Origin of the sequence: Undibacterium sp. FT79W (assembly GCF_014284215.1) — a bacterium.
Lineage (GTDB): Bacteria > Pseudomonadota > Gammaproteobacteria > Burkholderiales > Burkholderiaceae_D > Undibacterium > Undibacterium aquatile.
This window is the reverse complement of the sequence record NZ_JACOGB010000002.1, coordinates 23,250-40,324: the sequence shown is the minus strand read 5'-3', so window position 1 is coordinate 40,324 and position 17,075 is coordinate 23,250. Positions and strand designations below refer to the sequence as shown.

Sequence of the window (17,075 nt, the reverse complement as noted above, 5' to 3'; positions counted from 1 at the left end):
CCAATGAGGCAGCCAGCGCAAGACAAGTCAGCAGGGTAAAAAATTTCCATTCCTAAAAAACGGAGAGAGACAAATGAAATTCCCATTACGCGCATCTTTCGTCGCAATTGCATTCGCTTTAACTTCACCAGTGTCGATGGCAGAGAATATTAAAATAGCCTACATCGACCCTTTATCCGGCCCGTTTGCGCCGGTTGGCCAGAACATTCTGAATTCCTTCCAATATATCGCCGATAAGGCAAACGCTGAAAAATGGGCAGGCAATAATACGTTTGAAGTCGTTGGCTTTGACAATAAAGGCAGCCCACAAGAGTCACTGAATGTACTGAAAACAGCGATCGATAAAGGTTTTCGTTATATCACGCAAGGTAATGGTTCTGGCGTCGGTCTGGCATTGCTGGATGCAGTCAATAAATACAATGAGCGCAATCCAGGCAAGGAAATCATTTACCTGAATCATGCCGCTGTCGATCCTGATATGACGAACAGTAAATGCAGCTATTGGCATTTCCGTTTCGATGCCAATTCCGACATGAAGATGGAAGCGCTGACGACTTATATGGCAGCAGATAAGACTGTGAAGAAGGTCTATATCATCGGTCAGAATTATTCTTTCGGTCATCAGGTAACGCGGGCTGCGAAAGAGTATCTCGCACGCAAACGCTCCGACGTACAAATCGTCGGTGACGATCTTCATCCTATCGGCCAGGTCAAGGATTTTTCCCCTTACATTGCCAAAATCAAAGCTTCCGGCGCGGATACTGTCATCACAGGAAACTGGGGTGCCGATCTGGCCTTACTGATTAAGGCAGCCAAAGATGCCGATCTGAAAGCCAACTTTTATACCTACTACGGTTCGACCACAGGCGTGCCGACTGCAATGGGTGCGGCCGGTATAGATCACGTGAAATACGTGGGCTACTGGAATGTGAATAATGAGACCTACGCCGGTAAAGATATCGTCGAGGGATTTAAAGCCAAATATAAAGACGACTACTATTCCATGGCGACGTATTCCATCATTCAGGCAATGTCGCAAGCGGTAAAACAAGCAAAGAGTGCTGAACCGGCGAAAATTGCTGCTGCACTTGAAGGTGCGACCTTTAAGAGCCTCAATGGTGAAGCGGTGATGCGTAAGGTTGACCATCAGTTGCAGCAACCTCTGTACATCGCTACCTGGGTAAAAACCAATGGTAAAGATGTGAAGTTCGATCAGGAAAATACAGGACTGGGCTGGAAAACAAATCAGAAAATTGATGCGTTTGTGGCTTCCCAGCCTTCGTCTTGTCAAATGAAGCGACCAGGTTAATTTTTAAATCTGAAAAGAGAGTCATGCCACAATTGACTCTCTTTTTTTGTCACAAAATAGTACGATCGTTCATAAGATGTCGCTGAAAGGGATGTTGCTGTGGAATTTACCCTTATTACTTTGTTGAATGGGATCAGTTATGGGCTGCTGTTGTTCATGCTGTCATCTGGCCTGACACTGATTTTCAGCATGATGGGTGTGCTCAATTTTGCGCATGCCAGTTTTTATATGCTGGGTGCCTATTTTGCCTACATGCTGAGCTCCAAATTTGGATTCTGGACGGCTTTTTTTATTGCGCCTTTGCTGGTCGGCGTTCTCGGTGCCTTGGTTGAGCGTTACGGTTTGCGCTCGGTCCATAAGTACGGGCACATTCCGGAACTGCTGTTCACGTTCGGATTGTCGTATGTGATCGTGGAAGTCGTGCAACTGATTTGGGGGCGATCCGTTGTTCCTTATGCGATTCCGGCATCACTGGATGGCCCGTTGTTTACTCTCTACACCACAACCTTCCCGATTTATCGCGGCTTCATGATGCTGGTCGCCTTGCTCATGCTGCTGTTTATTTATCTGCTACTCACCAGAACCCGGATTGGTCTCGTGATTCAGGCAGCATTGACACATCCTGATGCGGTGGAGGCGCTGGGACATAATGTGCCGCGCGTTTTCATGCTGGTATTTGGTGGTGGTTGTGCGCTCGCAGGTCTGGCCGGCGTTGTCGGTGGTAACGCATTCGTTACCGAACCCGGCATGGCAGCGACGCTCGGCAGCATTATTTTCGTTGTCGTCGTCGTGGGCGGAATGGGATCGCTGGCGGGGGCGTTTGTCGCGTCTTTACTGATCGGTGTGTTGCAGACATTTGCTGTTGCACTTGACCATTCGTTTGCCACCGTACTGGCTAAGTTTGGCGTACTGATCAGCGCAAGTTCTCCTCTGTATTCTTTGCTGAGTCTGACGATTGCGCAGATCGCTCCAGTGATGCCGTATCTGTTACTGGTGTTGATTCTGATCTTCAGACCGCGCGGTTTGCTTGGCACACGTGAGGGATAAAAATGACTACCACTTTACAATATAAGCCCTTGAATCTGGGCCGCTGGCTGACCTGGAGCTGCTTTGCATTGATTCTGGTCGTCGCTCCGCTGATTTTTCATGAAGGTGCTGCCTTATCTCTGCTGTCGCAGATGGGGACGCTGATGATTTTCGGTTTGTCTTTCAATATGCTGTTGGGACAGGGCGGTATGCTGTCATTTGGTCATGCAGTGTATTCTGGCCTGGGGGCATTTTTTGCAGTCCATGCGATGAACATGATCGCAGAAGGCAGTCTGCCGATTCCCGTCTCCATGATTCCGCTGGTGGGGGGGATTGCAGGAATGGGATTCGGAATTTTATTTGGCTACGTGACGACCAAAAAATCCGGCACTACTTTTTCCATGATCACGTTGGGGATGGTGGAACTGGTCTTTGCATGTTCCCTGATGTTCCCTAAGTTTTTCGGAGGTGAGGGCGGAATCTCGACCAACCGGGTCATAGGACAGGCATTCATGGGTATCACTTACGGGCCGCAAATCCAGGTCTATTATCTGATCGCATTCTGGTTGTTCGTCAGCGCGGTCGCGATGTTTGCTTTTACGCAAACGCCGCTGGGGCGCATGATTAATGCTGTCCGCGACAATCCTGAACGTGCAGAGTTTGTGGGTTACGACACACAATGGGTACGTTATCTGACCCTGATTTTGTCAGCGTTTTTTGCCGGCATTTCCGGTGGTTTGTCTGCGATCAATTTTGAAATTGTGACGGCTGAGAACGTCAGTGCCATTCGTTCCGGTGCGGTATTGCTGTTCACGTTCATCGGCGGCATAGGCTTTTTCTTCGGCCCATTGATCGGAGCTATTCTCGGTGTGTTTTTAACGGTGATGCTGTCGGACTTCACAAAAGCATGGCAATTGTATCTGGGGGTATTTTTCATATTGATCGTGATGTACGCGCCCGGTGGCATTGCCAGCATCCTGATGATGAATCTGCGTCTGGTGAAGTTTTCAAAATTTGGCCGCGTCTGGCCAGTCTTGTGGAAACTGTTGGTTTCATCCTTGATCGGTATCGCCGGTCTGGTGCTGGCCATAGAGATGCTGTATCAACTCTCACTCGAATCAACACAAAATCCTGTGATTTCCATTTTTGGTATGACATTCAATTCTGTTGGCGGTGGCTCGTGGGCCATTGCTTTACTGACGCTGGCGACAGGTGTTGCCGGGTTTGTCCTGTTTAAAGCACCTTTCCAAAAAGTATGGGGCGAGGTGAATACAGAAATAGAAGAAGCTATGCGGAGGGCGCAGGTATGAGTGGTTTTTCGCTGGAATTAAAAGACGTCCGGAAAAGTTTTGGCAGCGCTGAAATTATTCGTGGTGCAAATCTGCAGGTGCCGAAAGGGGAGCGTTTTGCCATTATCGGCCCAAACGGAGCCGGAAAATCAACCTTGTTTAATCTGATTTCAGGACGATTCGGTATCAGTTCAGGTGACATTCTCCTGAATGGCAACAGCATCCGGAATCTGAAGCCATACGAGATTAATCGCAGTGGTTTGTCACGCAGCTTTCAGATTACGAATATTTTCCACCGACTCACTGTCTTTGAAAATTTACGCTGTGCAGTTTTGTGGTCCTTGGGCTATAAATATTCGTTCTGGCAAAGGCTGAACGGCCTGAAAGATGCTCAGGAACGTGCAGAACATGTGCTGGAACAGATAGGTTTAAAACGGCGGCGTGATGTCACTGCTGGCTTGCTTACTTATGCAGAACAACGGGCGCTGGAGATCGGTATTACGATTGCTGGTGGTGCAGACGTGATTTTGCTGGATGAGCCGACTGCGGGGATGAGCCGTTCTGAATCTGATGCGGCGGTTGAACTGATACGCAAGGTCACGGAGGGTAAAACTTTATTGATGGTCGAGCATGATATGAGCGTCGTTTTCGGGCTGGCCGATAAAATTGCGGTGGTCGTCTATGGCGAGGTGATTGCCTGCGATACGCCACAAAATATACGCAACAATCAAAAAGTCAAAGACGCTTATCTTGGTGGTCACGCACCGACGGAGGAACACGCATGAGTGCGCTGCTTGAAATTAAAGATTTAAATGCGTTCTATGGCAAAAGCCATGTATTACATGGCGTCGATCTGCATGTCAATGATAGCGAGATCGTCAGTTTGCTCGGACGTAACGGAGTAGGGCGTTCAACCACGGTCAAAGCAACGATGGGGCAAGTTCATGCAACCGGATCTGTCTTATTCAAAGGCGAGCAGATGATAGGTCTGAAAGCCTTTCAGATCGCGCACAAAGGCCTGGGCTACGTGCCGGAAAATCGCGATATTTTCCCGACGCTGACGGTAGAGCAGAATTTACTGCTAGGTGAAAAATCGAATACCAAGACGAAACCACGCTGGGAAATGGAAGATATGTACCAGATGTTTCCACGCTTACGCGAAAGGCGTAATACCCTGGCTGGCGTGATGTCTGGTGGCGAACAACAAATGCTGACCTTGTGCCGGACGCTGATGGGGGATCCTGATCTGATCATGATTGATGAACCAACCGAAGGTCTGGCGCCGAAGATCGTTGAACTGGTGGCTGAGTATCTGAAAGAGCTGAAAAACCGGGGAGTTTCTGTGTTGCTGGTCGAGCAAAAATTAGCGATTGCACTGCAGATTTCGCAGCGGGTCTATGTCATGGGGCATGGCAGTATCGTGTTTGAAGGGACGCCCGAAGATTTGCTTGCCAACGACAAAATCAGGCAAGAATGGCTGGAGGTGTAATCGGTCTGTTGAATGGCGAAAAAAAGAAAATCAATAAAAATAACACGACCGTACTATTTTTAAGTTATAGTCAAGTTTGTGTGTGTTTTGTTTGAATTCGCCCACCAGATTTGATTCATTTAGAAAAACCAATTCCATTCGTATTTCAACCTTAGGAAGAGACATGAGCGCAGAATACAAAGTTGACGGCAGCATTGCCGTTATTACCCTGAACAATCCACCGGTCAATGGTCTGGGGCATGCGACCCGCCACGCGATCGTCGAAGGCATGAAGCAGGCGCAGAATAACGATGCGGTCAAAGCCATCATCATCACTGGTGCAGGCAAAGCGTTTTCAGGCGGTGCAGACATCAAAGAATTTAATTCTCCAAAAGCATTTGCTGAGCCCAGCCTGCATACCGTGATCAGCGTCATTGAATCGTCAGACAAACCAGTGATCGCAGCAATACACAGCGTTGCCATGGGCGGTGGTTTGGAATTGGCTTTGGGTTGCCACTATCGTGTCGCCAGCCCTGGCGCACAGATTGCGTTGCCAGAAGTGAAGCTGGGCATTTTACCTGGCGCAGGCGGCACACAACGTTTGCCACGCGTCGTCGGACTGGAACTGGCCTTGAATATGATTGTTTCGGGAACGCCGATCGCTTCAGAAAAACTCGCGAAAACAGCGCTGTTCAATGAACTTGCCGAAGGCGATCTGATGGCCGCAGCAACCGCATTTGCGAACAAAGTGGCGGATGTGCGTCCGTTGCCTAAAGTACGCGACATCAAAATCGATTACCCGAACTACGAAGCCTTCCTGCAATTTTCCCGCAATACCGTACGCGCAATGTCAGGCCCATTCCCTGCGCCATTGAAATGCGTCGAAGCGGTGGCCGCTGCGGTAACGAAAAAGTTCGATGACGGTATTAAATTTGAACGTGACTTATTCCTCGAATTAGTACAAACAACAGAATCTAAAGCGCTGCGTCATGCTTTCTTCGGTGAACGCGCAGCCAGCAAGTTGCCGGATGTTCCTGATGACACACCGACTCGTCCGGTGAAATCGGTCGCAGTGATCGGCGCCGGCACCATGGGGGGCGGTATTGCGATGAACTTTGCCAATGCCGGCATTCCTGTACAGATTCTCGAAATGAAACAGGAAGCGCTGGACAAAGGTTTGGCAACGATACGCAAAAATTACGAAAACACGCTGAAAAAAGGCAAGCTGACGCAAGAAAAATTTGAGCAACGAGTCGCCTTAATTACCGGCACCTTATCGTATGAAGCGATCGCTCAGGCAGACATGGTCATCGAGGCCGTTTTTGAAGATATGGGCGTTAAAGAGCAAGTCTTTAAAAAGCTCGATGAAGTCATGAAGCCGGGTGCGATTCTGGCGTCCAATACATCGACGCTTGATGTCGATAAAATTGCTGATTTCACTAAACGTCCGCAAGACGTGGTGGGCACGCATTTCTTCAGCCCGGCCAATGTCATGAAGTTGCTGGAAATCGTACGCGGTAAGAAAACGGCGAAAGATGTGTTGGCAACGGTGCTGGCGATTTCTAAAAAAATCAAAAAAACAGGCGTGGTTTCTGGTGTCTGCGACGGCTTCATCGGCAATCGTATGATCGAGCAATACAGCCGTCAGGCAGGATTCTTACTGGAAGAAGGCTGCACGCCGGAACAAGTCGATAAAGCCGTTGAAAAACTCGGTTTTGCAATGGGACCTTTCCGCATGGGTGACTTGGCAGGGAACGATATCGGCTGGTATATCCGCAAACGTCGTTACGTAGAAAAGCCACACATCACTTATTCAAAAACAGCCGATTTGTTGTGCGAGTTGGGCCGCTTCGGTCAGAAAACCGGCGCTGGCTGGTATGACTACAAACCGGGTGATCGCAAGGCTTATCCATCTGCCGTGGTCAATGACATGATCGTCAAACATTCTGCCGATCTGGGTATCGAGCGCCGCAAAATTTCCGATCAGGAAATCGTTGAACGCCTGATTTATTCGCTGGTGAATGAAGCGGCATACATCCTTGAAGAAGGCATTGCAACACGCGCTTCTGATATCGACATGGTGTATCTGACTGGCTATGGCTTCCCTCTGCATACCGGCGGCCCTATGTTCTACGCGGATACAGTCGGCTTGCCGAATGTAGTGCGGGCTATGGAGAAATATGCCAAAGGTCGCCACGGTGATGCGTGGAAACCAGCGCCATTGCTGGCAAAACTGGCAGAGGAAGGGAAGACGTTTAATTAAGTCTGCCGCAGTTGATTTCAACTGAAGTATTTCAGTTTGAAAACCTGAACAAAAAGCACGACGTTGATCGTGCTTTTTGTTTTAGCAGACAAAAATGATCAAAAAAGGGCGAAATATACTCCCCCCAGTATGTTTGAACCCCCATTGTTTCTGCGGAGATTAAGCGGTTTTATGCGGATACTCCCCCAAAAACCTGATTGAAGCAAAAGACTTCAAGGCCGTAGTGAAAATCCTTCTGTTCAGCAATGTTATAATGCACGGTTAATTCATATCATTTTGCAAAAGGTTTTTCCGTGCTATCTACCGCAAATATCACCATGCAGTTTGGCCCTAAGCCGCTGTTTGAAAATATCTCAGTCAAATTTGGCGAGGGCAATCGTTACGGTCTTATTGGTGCCAACGGTTGTGGCAAATCTACTTTCATGAAAATCCTTGGCGGCGATCTGGAGCAGTCTTCCGGCACAGTCATGCTGGATCAGAATGAACGTCTGGGTAAATTACGTCAGGATCAGTTTGCGTTTGAAGAGATGCGCGTTCTGGATGTCGTAATGATGGGGCACACAGAAATGTGGGCTGCAATGTCTGAGCGCGACGCGATCTATGCAAACCCTGAAGCAACCGACGAAGACTACATGAAGGCGGCCGATCTGGAAGCCAAATTTGCCGAATATGACGGTTACACGGCAGAAGCACGTGCAGGCGAGTTGCTGTTGGGTGTTGGCATTCCGACAGATCAGCATCAGGGTTTGATGAGTGCGATCGCACCGGGCTGGAAGTTGCGCGTTTTGCTGGCGCAAGCCTTGTTTTCTAACCCTGATATTTTGTTGCTCGATGAACCGACCAATAATCTGGATATCAACACCATCCGCTGGCTGGAAGATATTCTGAATCAGCGCAATTCAACCATGATCATCATTTCGCATGATCGCCATTTCCTGAATCAGGTTTGTACCCACATGGCGGATATGGACTATGGCACGCTGAAAATCTATCCTGGCAATTACGATGACTATATGCTGGCATCGTCGCAGGCACGTGCGCAGCAAATGGCCAACAATGCCAAGGCCAAGGAAAAAGTCGCTGAGTTGCAAGATTTCGTGCGTCGCTTCTCTGCTAATAAATCGAAGGCACGTCAGGCAACTTCCCGCGCCAAGCAAATCGATAAAATTAAAATCGAAGAATTTAAACCTTCAAGCCGCCAGAATCCCTTCGTGCGTTTTGATGGCGAGAAGAAGTTGCATCGTCTGGCAGTAGAAGTGCAAGGCCTGACGAAGGCATATGATCGCACGCTGTTTAAGAATGTCGATCTGATGATCGAGGCGGGTGAGCGGGTAGCGATTATCGGTGCCAATGGTATTGGTAAAACGACTTTATTGCGCTGCATTGGTGGCGACGATATCGCTGGTCTGCACGCTGATCGCGGCACTGTCAAATGGGCAGAAAATGCGAATGTCGGATATATGCCGCAAGATCCTACCGAAGAGTTCGCATCAGACAAAAATCTGACAGACTGGATTGGCCAATGGACGCAAGAGGGCGATGATGATCAGGCCGTGCGCTCCATCCTCGGACGCCTTTTGTTTGGCGGCGACGATGTGAAGAAATCAGTGAAAGTTCTGTCCGGTGGTGAAAAAGGACGAATGATGTACGGTAAGCTGATGTTGGGTCGTCACAATGTATTGTTAATGGATGAACCGACGAATCACATGGATATGGAATCGATCGAGTCATTGAATATCGCCTTGGAAAAATATGCGGGAACCCTGATTTTCGTCTCGCATGACCGTGAATTTGTATCGTCGCTGGCAACCCGCGTACTTGAGATCAAGGAAAATGAAATCATTGATTTCCAAGGTACCTACGAGGAATATCTGAGCAGTCAGGGGATTGAATAAACTACTGCGGCAGCGCACGTGGTGCAATAAAAAAAGCCGGGCTATCCCGGCTTTTTTTATGTACTGATTACTTGTTACTAAAGTTGATTGCACTATCACGTAATAATGTATCGCTCTGCTGCACTTGTTCACCTTTGTATAGCAGATAATCGAGTCTGTCCCGCAAGCTGCGCGCCATTTCCCTTCCTTTTGATTTCAGCACCGCTTCCAGATAAGGCTGCCGTAACTTCTTGAAATCATCCAATGTACTTGCACGCTCAACCTTCATCTGTAAGGTGAACCCGCGCAATCCAAGAACACTTTTAATCGTTTCGTTGAAGAAGGTATACACCTCGCGAAATTGTTCAGATTCGCTCATCTCTTCAACCGCAACAGCGACGGGCGGAGGTAAGTCGCTGACGAGATTAATTTCAGGCGCAGCAGCGACGGGCATTTCCCCGGCTTTGCTGACAACGGTGATAAATTCCTGATCTAAAAGTTCCTGTACATTATTTTCATCAAACCCTAATGCGGATACTTTTTTCAATAGATCTGTGGCGCTTTGTTTTCCGTCCACCATGACCAGCAATGTGCGAAGACGGTTAGCCAAGTGATGTTTGCGGGTAGCGATTTCCTCGCGCCCTTTTTCTGTCTTATCGTAAATGCTGTTCAACATATTGAGCATCGGCCCCAAATCATTGTTACACCAGAATCAGTATCTGGAACTCAGCAAAAGAATACAACACACTTGCCGTCGATGCTACAGGTATTGAAGGGGGTAACGGATAAAACACCTGACAATGTCAGATTTTATGGATAGGAATGACAGGTTTAGAGTGTTGGCTCAATTGTGTGGGTTGCGATGTTTCATCGCAACTATGACACGATGAAGAGCAAGAACTGGCGCAGCTTTTCGCCGCACCTTCAAAGTGACTTGCGAGCTTGGGATGGCGACCACTCAGCTTGACGTGTATTTTTTTTCTGACAGACGCTGGCATCCATTTCAGCAGGAGATAGATCAACGCTGCGAATAAAATCAGAAAAGTGATTGCCATTTGTAACATGATTAAGCCCCGGTAAAGAATAGCGCCAATCGATACGTCATAAAAGACGCAATATAGGCAAGGCCAAATAAATACGCTGCCATCAATACAGGATATCGCAAGGTATTCGTTTCACGCTTTACCACACTCAAGGTTGCGATACATTGCGGCGCGAAGACATACCAAGCCAATAAAGATAAGGCGGTTGGCAGACTCCAGGATTGCGCAATAAGCGGCTCCAGCATGCTGCTAAGCTCGTCGCCGGATTGCGACAGGGCATAGACAGTGCCAAGTGCGGCAACGGCGACTTCACGAGCGGCAAGTCCCGGAACCAGTGCAATACAAATTTGCCAGTTAAATCCTATCGGGGCAAAAACGAATTCAAGCAGGCGCCCGAGATGGCCAGCAATACTGTAATAAATCGGTGGTTGCGTTGCATTTTCAGGTGCACCAGGGAAGCTGCTGAGAAACCACAACAGAATCATTAACGCCAGAATGATGGTGCCGACGCGGGTGGTAAAGATTTTTACCCGCTCCCACAAGCCTAACAGTAAATTGCGCGTGTTCGGCAGGCGATAATCGGGCAACTCCAGCATAAGTGAATGCAGCTCGGCTTTACCCCATTGATATTTAAAAAACAGAGCGACCAGCATCGCAGAAACAATGCCGGCAATATATAAGGCAAACAAGACTAAACCTTGTAGGCTCAATATGCCGAAGACTGTTTTTTCAGGAATAAAAGCCGCAATAATCAGAGCATAGACTGGCAATCGCGCTGAACATGTCATCAGAGGGGCGATCATGATGGTGACCAGGCGATCACGTGGATTTTGAATCGTGCGGGTCGCCATGATGCCAGGGATCGCGCAAGCAAAACTGGACAACAAAGGAATAAACGCGCGACCGGATAAGCCCACTTTCCCCATAATTCTATCAAGCAAAAATGCTGCCCGGGGAAGATAGCCAGAGTCTTCCATCACGAGAATGAAGAAAAACAGAATGACAATCTGTGGCAGGAAAACCAGAACGCTGCCGGCACCGCCGATGACACCTTTGACTAGCAGTTCTTGCAATATGCCTGCTGGCAGGGCCGATTCAACCAGGCTACCCAAACCTTCAATGGATGACTTAATCAATTCCATCGGTAACTGCGCCCAGGCAAACACAGCCTGAAATACCAAAAACATGAGACTGGCAAAAATCAGCGGGCCGAATACCGGATGTAATATCCATCGATCTATACGGTAACTGAGTGGGGCTTCTTCTTTGCCTGCATCTTTTACTTGCTGTACGCACGCGGCAATTAATGCATTCACTGAACGTTGAATTTCTTCTGGTGATCGTGTTAATGCAGTCGCTGCGGGCGGGGCATTATCAGTACCATCTAATGATTGCGCAAGTATTTCCAGTTGACGAAGCAAGGCGTCAACACCTTCAGTTTCAACGGCAATCGTCTCAACAACGGGAATATTCAGCGCCGATGCCAATGCATTGATATCTATATTAATCTGGCGTTTTTTTGCCAGATCCATCATGTTGACAGCGAGAATCAGTGGTAAACCGAGGTCTTTAAGTTCAAAGGCAAGTCGCAGGCCCCGCTTGAGATTGGTTGCATCCACGACGCAAAGAATGGCATCAGGCAAAGCTTCGTTAGCGCGCTGACCTTTGACGACTTCTTCTGTGATTTTCTCATCGGGAGTGATCGCATTCAGACTATATGTGCCCGGAAGGTCAAGCACACTCCAGTGACGGCCATTTGGTGCCGTGAAGTGTCCTTCCTTGCGTTCTATTGTTACACCGGCGTAATTGGCGACTTTTTGTCTTGCGCCAGTCAGCCGGTTAAATAAGGCAGTTTTACCGCAGTTGGGGTTGCCGACTAATGCAATGCGCTGTGGCTTGAGATGTTCAGTCATTACGCTGCCTCCGTTTTGCTGACGCCTATCAAGGCTGCCTCAAAATTCCGGAGGGCAAACGTCGATTCTCCGACCCGGACCGCAATGGGTTCGCCGCCAAAGTAACCTTTGTGCAATATTTTGATCTTCTCCCCATGAATAAATCCCAATTCCTTCAAGCGGCGGATGATATCTGTTGCCTGAATCAGATTGCTTTGGGCTGGTTGGAACAGATCAGTCACGATGGCGGCATCGCCGACGCGAAGATGATTCAGGGTGATCGGGGAGGGGGATACAGGCAAACTGCTCATGGCACCAGACGGTAATTGATGTGAAGTAACTCTAAATGATAATGAGAATATATATCAATATCGCAGTCTATTCAATCATTCTTCCGCGTTCTTCCTGCTATTGAAAGTGAAGCGATTGATTTTACTTGGTTAAATTGAATTAAATATCTTCAGATAATATTAGCCGCTTCAGCGATCTGGCTTCGTTGTCGGGATGTCTTGTATGAGATGCTTGCTTTGGCTTTCAAGTGCCGGGTTGTCGTTAAGATTTTCGTTGGGCGTAACATCATTTGCCCTGGTTTTGATGAGCTCTATTATCAGCGCCTGTTTTTCCTCTTCAACCTTTCTTGTTTTTATTTCAGACTGTTTCAGTTGCTCAGTCAGCACGTCTTGCAACTTTGCAGAGACGGCAGTGGATGTCTGTAAACGTTGTGATTCCAGTTGAGTTGCTGATAGATCCTTTTTGAGAAGGAGATTTTCTTGCTTCGTTTCTTGCAAGAGAAAGTCTGTCTGATAATGCTTTATCTGAAGGGCTTCCAGATCTTCTTTACGCTTTTGCGCATTGTTGGCAATTTCAGCGTTAATTAATAGCAACTGTTGAATCTCTGCTTCCTGCTTTGTCTGAGTGCTTTCCAAAGTTTGATTATTTTTTCTGGCAAGCTGCAGCTCGCTTTCTATTTGTGTTATGCGAGCTTCGTAAGCTCTTCTGTCGTCGGCGCGTTGATTCGCTGTTGCGGTCTGGAAATGTTCAAACTGATGACGCATTGCCTCATTTTTCTGTTTTAACTCTTTGACTTCCTGACTTCTGTCGTCAAGCCGCAGCGTTAATCCTTCTTTTTCACTTTGCATGCCAGTGAATTTTAATTGAAGAGTTGAATATTTCTCTTCGATTGACTCCAGCTTTTCCTGCGTTGCTGCCAGTTGTGCCTCAAGAGTGATTTTGCTTGTAGTGAGAGACTCTATGAGGTCGCTAAGCGTTGCCTGCTGGGTCTTTGCGGCCTGAACCAATGCATCGTGCTCTGCGGTCAGAGCAATAATCTTGTTCTCGCAGTCGCTTTGCAGCAACGCGTAAACTCCACGTACCGCATTCAGAATGGATTCGGGCAGGCCAGATTTGGCTGCCTGAGCTTCGTCCTGATGTTCCTCTTTCCATCGTTTAAGCATGGGGGCAATGGTACTTTTGCTCCCTGTGTCGCCCATCATCTTTCGCACATTATCTACGGTAGCGGCTTCTCCTTTTGCCGCAAGTTCAGTGGCGGCTCGTGCAACGTCAGAATAAAGAATGCCTGCTCTTGCCATCACTCACCTCAATAAGATAATAAATTACATAATACGTAATATTACGATAAAAACTAAAAAAGTTATTTTTATTTATTGGAAATATAGGTGTTGATAATGTATATTATCGAATGTTATATATAAATTTAATCCAGTTTTCCCCGTTGCCTGTTACGAAATATGAATTCACTGCCAGAGTCAATCCAACTAACAGATAACATTTCTGAGTCAGGCAGGAGTACGCGGGCAGTGTTGCTGCCTGGTTCGCAAAATGGATCTTTGACTACCTCTGCAAAGCAACTGGCTGTATTTCTCGCGGCAGCAACGTCTGAGAACACCCGCCGGGCGTATCGGTCGGCCATCAGACATTTTTTGGAGTGGGGCGGACTGTTACCCACCGATGAGGCCAGCCTGGTTCGTTATATGGCAGAACATGCCGGGAAACTTAATCCTCGCACGCTATCTTTACGAATTACGGCGTTATCTCAATGGCATAAGCACCAGGGCTTCCCTGATCCCTGCACTCATCCTAACGTACGAAAAATCCTGACTGGCATTACGCGAGTCCATGCGAAACCTAAAAAAAAGGCGAGGGCATTAGCTATCGAAGAGCTGGAGCGCATTGTGCTTTATCTCTCTGAACAGAGCGATATAAGAGCAATAAGGAACAGTGCTTTGCTGCAAATAGGCTTTTTCGGAGGTTTTCGTCGCTCTGAATTGGTGAGTTTGCGATGTGAGGACGTGAAATGGGAAGCAGAGGGAATTACCCTGCTGCTGCCGCGATCAAAAACTGATCAGGCGGGGGAGGGAATCGTAAAAGCAATTCCTTATGGCGATAGCAGTTGTTGTCCGGCGACGGCGTTGAAACGATGGCTTAGCGTTTCGGGTGTTTATACCGGTGCAATCTTCAGGCGGATAGATCAGTGGAAGTATGTCGGCGAACAGGCTTTGCATGCGAACAGCGTGAATAAAATACTGACTGAATGCGCGACTGCAGCGGGTTTGGATTATGTCCCGGAATTCAGCAGTCATAGCTTGCGGCGCGGCATGGCTACCAGTGCTTACCGTGCCGGTGCAAGCTTCCGGGATATCAAGCGCCAAGGTGGTTGGCGTTTCGACGGGACTGTTCAGGGTTATATTGAGGATGCAGATCAATTCAAAGAAAACGCCATGCATAGTCTGTTGCGTCAAAAGAAATAAACTCAATGACAAATCGCTGACGCCATAGTGGCGTTCTGATCCGATAACAAGGTAAGACATTGATGATTTTCTCGTGAATCATAGGAATTACCGAGATAAGCGGTAAATAGCTGTAACTCTTCTGCTATGATAATTGAGATGCTTTCTTGGTCTGGAAAGCAATTTTTCCGGTAGAACGATGCAAATAATAACAATGGTTTTGATTCTGCTGCTTGCTGTTACTGTGAGCGGCTTTATTGTCAGATTGTCTCCGGTCGCACTGCCATTGCCACTGATTCAGATTGCAACCGGCGCCATTATTGCTTCTTTTTCCCCGTTTGATGTCTCGCTAGATCCAGCCATTTTTTTTCTGTTATTTATTCCCCCTTTACTATTTTTGGATGGCTGGCGCATACCGAAAGAAGCCTTTTTTCTCGATATGAAGCCCATACTGATGCTGGCCATCGGCTTGGTCATTTTTACTGTTGTTGGTATGGGGTTTCTGATCGACTGGCTGATTCCAGCGATTCCGTTACCGGTAGCATTCGCCCTGGCAGCAATTTTATCGCCAACTGATCCGGTCGCTGTTTCTGCAATAGCCGCCAAAACACCGATTCCACCGAGGCTGATGCACATTCTTGAAGGTGAGTCGCTGTTAAATGATGCGTCTGGTCTTGTCTGTTTTCGTTTTGCTGTCTTGGCAGCATTAACCGGAAATTTCTCCCTCGCCAAAGCATCCTGGACTTTCATGCTGGTGGCTGGCGGCGGTGCTTTGATAGGAATTGTGCTGACCTACACCATTAATCTGGCAAATCGCTGGCTGATACGGCAAACCGGAGAAGAACCGGGTGTACAGATTATGATTAGCTTGCTGATCCCGTTCGCTGCTTACCTGACAGCCGAACATCTGAATGCATCAGGAATTCTGGCTGCGGTAACCGCCGGAGTTACCATGCATTACTCTGATCTGACCGGGCACACTTTAGCGGCAACCCGCATGCAACGGCGCACTGTATGGGATACGGTGCAGATGATATTGAATGGCATCATGTTTATGCTATTAGGTTTGCAGTTGCCGCGAATACTCGAAAGCATAGAAGAAATTGCGATTGATACCGGTATCGCCAGCCTTGCACATTTATCTGCGTATATTGTTTGCATTACTTTTGCACTGACGACTTTGCGTTTAATCTGGGTTTGGGCTTCGCTCAAACTGACTTTATTTGGCAAAAAGGGAAATGTCGCAGATAAAAAGTCTTTTCCACGGTTATTGCTGGTTACCGCGTTTGCAGGTGTGCGTGGGGCAATTACCCTGGCGGGTATTCTCACTTTACCCTTGACCATGTTAGATGGCACCGATTTTCCGGCTCGTGATCTGGTGATTTTTCTCGCAATGGGCGTTATTTTACTATCGCTGATTGTCGCCAGCATTGCATTGCCTATCCTGGCTGCCGGCTTTGAGTTCTCCGAGCCTGTGGCTCAGATTAATAAGGAAACGGTCGCACGTAATGCTGCGGCATCTGCTGCAATCCGCCGGGTTGAAGATTTGTATCGTGGCATCCCCAATGATCAGCCTGAGAGCCTGGTGCAAATGGAAGCCGCAATGCACGTAATTGAGTTATATCGACGCCGCTTGGCACATGGGTTGCGGCAGAATGGCTCGTCACACCATATTCGGGAATTGGATGTCGAACGGCAGATGCGCATCGAAGCTTTACGTGCCGAGCGCGATCAACTGTATCAATTGCGTTTAAACAGGCAGCTGGATGACGTGTTGCATCGTCAGTTGGTGCATGAAATTGATCTGATAGAAACAGCGCTGACCAAACAAAAACAGCACTAATGTGATGCATCGGTATGATTTCTTGTTTTAAGGCGGCGCCCAAAAAATCATTGACGATCAGTTCCTTCTCAAAAAAATGAATGACGGATAAAAAAATAGCCCGCTACGAGCGGGCTAAAATCCAAACCTTGACGGTGTTGGAGGAGACAGGAATGACTTTACCGCATTGCAGCAAATATTCAAAATCAAATTTACAGATATCGATTATTCATTAATTTAATAATTCTGATCTTTGGGCTCACTTAGATAGGTAGTCGAGATTTTCTAAAATACGCGATTTTCGAACCATGCAACGCCTGGAGTATTGCCCTTATCGACATG

At 47.8% G+C, this 17,075-nt stretch carries 13 protein-coding genes; 9 read left to right on the top strand and 4 right to left on the bottom strand.

Annotation, left to right across the window (positions count from 1 at the left end):
* Positions 1–73 precede the first annotated feature (73 nt).
* From H8K38_RS03320 to H8K38_RS03290, 7 genes are all read left to right on the top strand, one after another.
* Positions 74–1,309 (top strand): branched-chain amino acid ABC transporter substrate-binding protein, encoded by a 1,236-nt coding sequence (locus H8K38_RS03320; RefSeq protein ID WP_186883396.1) that lies wholly within the window; start codon positions 74–76, stop codon positions 1,307–1,309.
* Positions 1,310–1,408: 99 nt separating this feature from the next.
* Positions 1,409–2,356: a branched-chain amino acid ABC transporter permease gene (locus H8K38_RS03315; protein WP_186883395.1), complete on the top strand. Its 948-nt coding sequence runs from the start codon at positions 1,409–1,411 to the stop codon at positions 2,354–2,356.
* Between the two features lie 2 nt (positions 2,357–2,358).
* Positions 2,359–3,645, top strand: a complete 1,287-nt coding sequence (locus H8K38_RS03310; RefSeq protein WP_186883394.1) for a branched-chain amino acid ABC transporter permease — start codon at positions 2,359–2,361, stop codon at positions 3,643–3,645.
* A complete protein-coding gene (locus H8K38_RS03305; RefSeq protein ID WP_186883393.1) occupies positions 3,642–4,409 on the top strand; it encodes an ABC transporter ATP-binding protein in 768 nt (255 codons plus the stop codon). The genes H8K38_RS03310 and H8K38_RS03305 overlap by 4 nt, the downstream gene beginning before the upstream one ends.
* Positions 4,406–5,113, top strand: a complete 708-nt coding sequence (locus H8K38_RS03300; RefSeq protein WP_186883392.1) for an ABC transporter ATP-binding protein — start codon at positions 4,406–4,408, stop codon at positions 5,111–5,113. Before H8K38_RS03305 ends, H8K38_RS03300 begins: the two co-directional genes overlap by 4 nt.
* Before the next feature lie 163 nt (positions 5,114–5,276).
* Positions 5,277–7,355: a 3-hydroxyacyl-CoA dehydrogenase NAD-binding domain-containing protein gene (locus tag H8K38_RS03295; RefSeq protein WP_186883391.1), complete on the top strand. Its 2,079-nt coding sequence runs from the start codon at positions 5,277–5,279 to the stop codon at positions 7,353–7,355.
* Positions 7,356–7,648: 293 nt separating this feature from the next.
* Complete coding sequence (locus H8K38_RS03290; RefSeq protein ID WP_186883390.1) at positions 7,649–9,250, top strand: ABC-F family ATPase; 1,602 nt, start codon at positions 7,649–7,651, stop codon at positions 9,248–9,250.
* 67 nt (positions 9,251–9,317) lie between these two features.
* On the opposite strand, the gene H8K38_RS03285 is transcribed toward H8K38_RS03290, so the two are convergent.
* The 4 genes from H8K38_RS03285 to H8K38_RS03270 form a co-directional block, all read right to left on the bottom strand.
* Positions 9,318–9,905, bottom strand: a complete 588-nt coding sequence (locus tag H8K38_RS03285; protein WP_186883389.1) for a hypothetical protein — start codon at positions 9,903–9,905, stop codon at positions 9,318–9,320.
* Positions 9,906–10,295: 390 nt separating this feature from the next.
* Entirely contained in the window at positions 10,296–12,185 is a 1,890-nt protein-coding gene (locus H8K38_RS03280; RefSeq protein WP_186883388.1) for a ferrous iron transporter B, read from the bottom strand.
* Positions 12,185–12,475 carry a FeoA family protein gene (locus H8K38_RS03275; RefSeq protein WP_186883387.1) on the bottom strand — a complete coding sequence of 97 codons (291 nt, stop codon included), beginning with the start codon at positions 12,473–12,475 and terminating at the stop codon, positions 12,185–12,187. The genes H8K38_RS03280 and H8K38_RS03275 overlap by 1 nt, the downstream gene beginning before the upstream one ends.
* 168 nt (positions 12,476–12,643) lie before the next feature.
* Positions 12,644–13,753 (bottom strand): DNA-binding protein, encoded by a 1,110-nt coding sequence (locus tag H8K38_RS03270; RefSeq protein ID WP_186883386.1) that lies wholly within the window; start codon positions 13,751–13,753, stop codon positions 12,644–12,646.
* 228 nt (positions 13,754–13,981) lie between these two features.
* On the opposite strand from H8K38_RS03270, the gene H8K38_RS03265 reads away from it, so the two are divergent.
* Positions 13,982–14,932, top strand: a complete 951-nt coding sequence (locus tag H8K38_RS03265) for a tyrosine-type recombinase/integrase (RefSeq protein WP_370587047.1) — start codon at positions 13,982–13,984, stop codon at positions 14,930–14,932.
* Between the two features lie 178 nt (positions 14,933–15,110).
* Positions 15,111–16,754 carry a Na+/H+ antiporter gene (locus tag H8K38_RS03260; protein WP_186883384.1) on the top strand — a complete coding sequence of 548 codons (1,644 nt, stop codon included), beginning with the start codon at positions 15,111–15,113 and terminating at the stop codon, positions 16,752–16,754.
* Positions 16,755–17,075 lie beyond the last annotated feature (321 nt).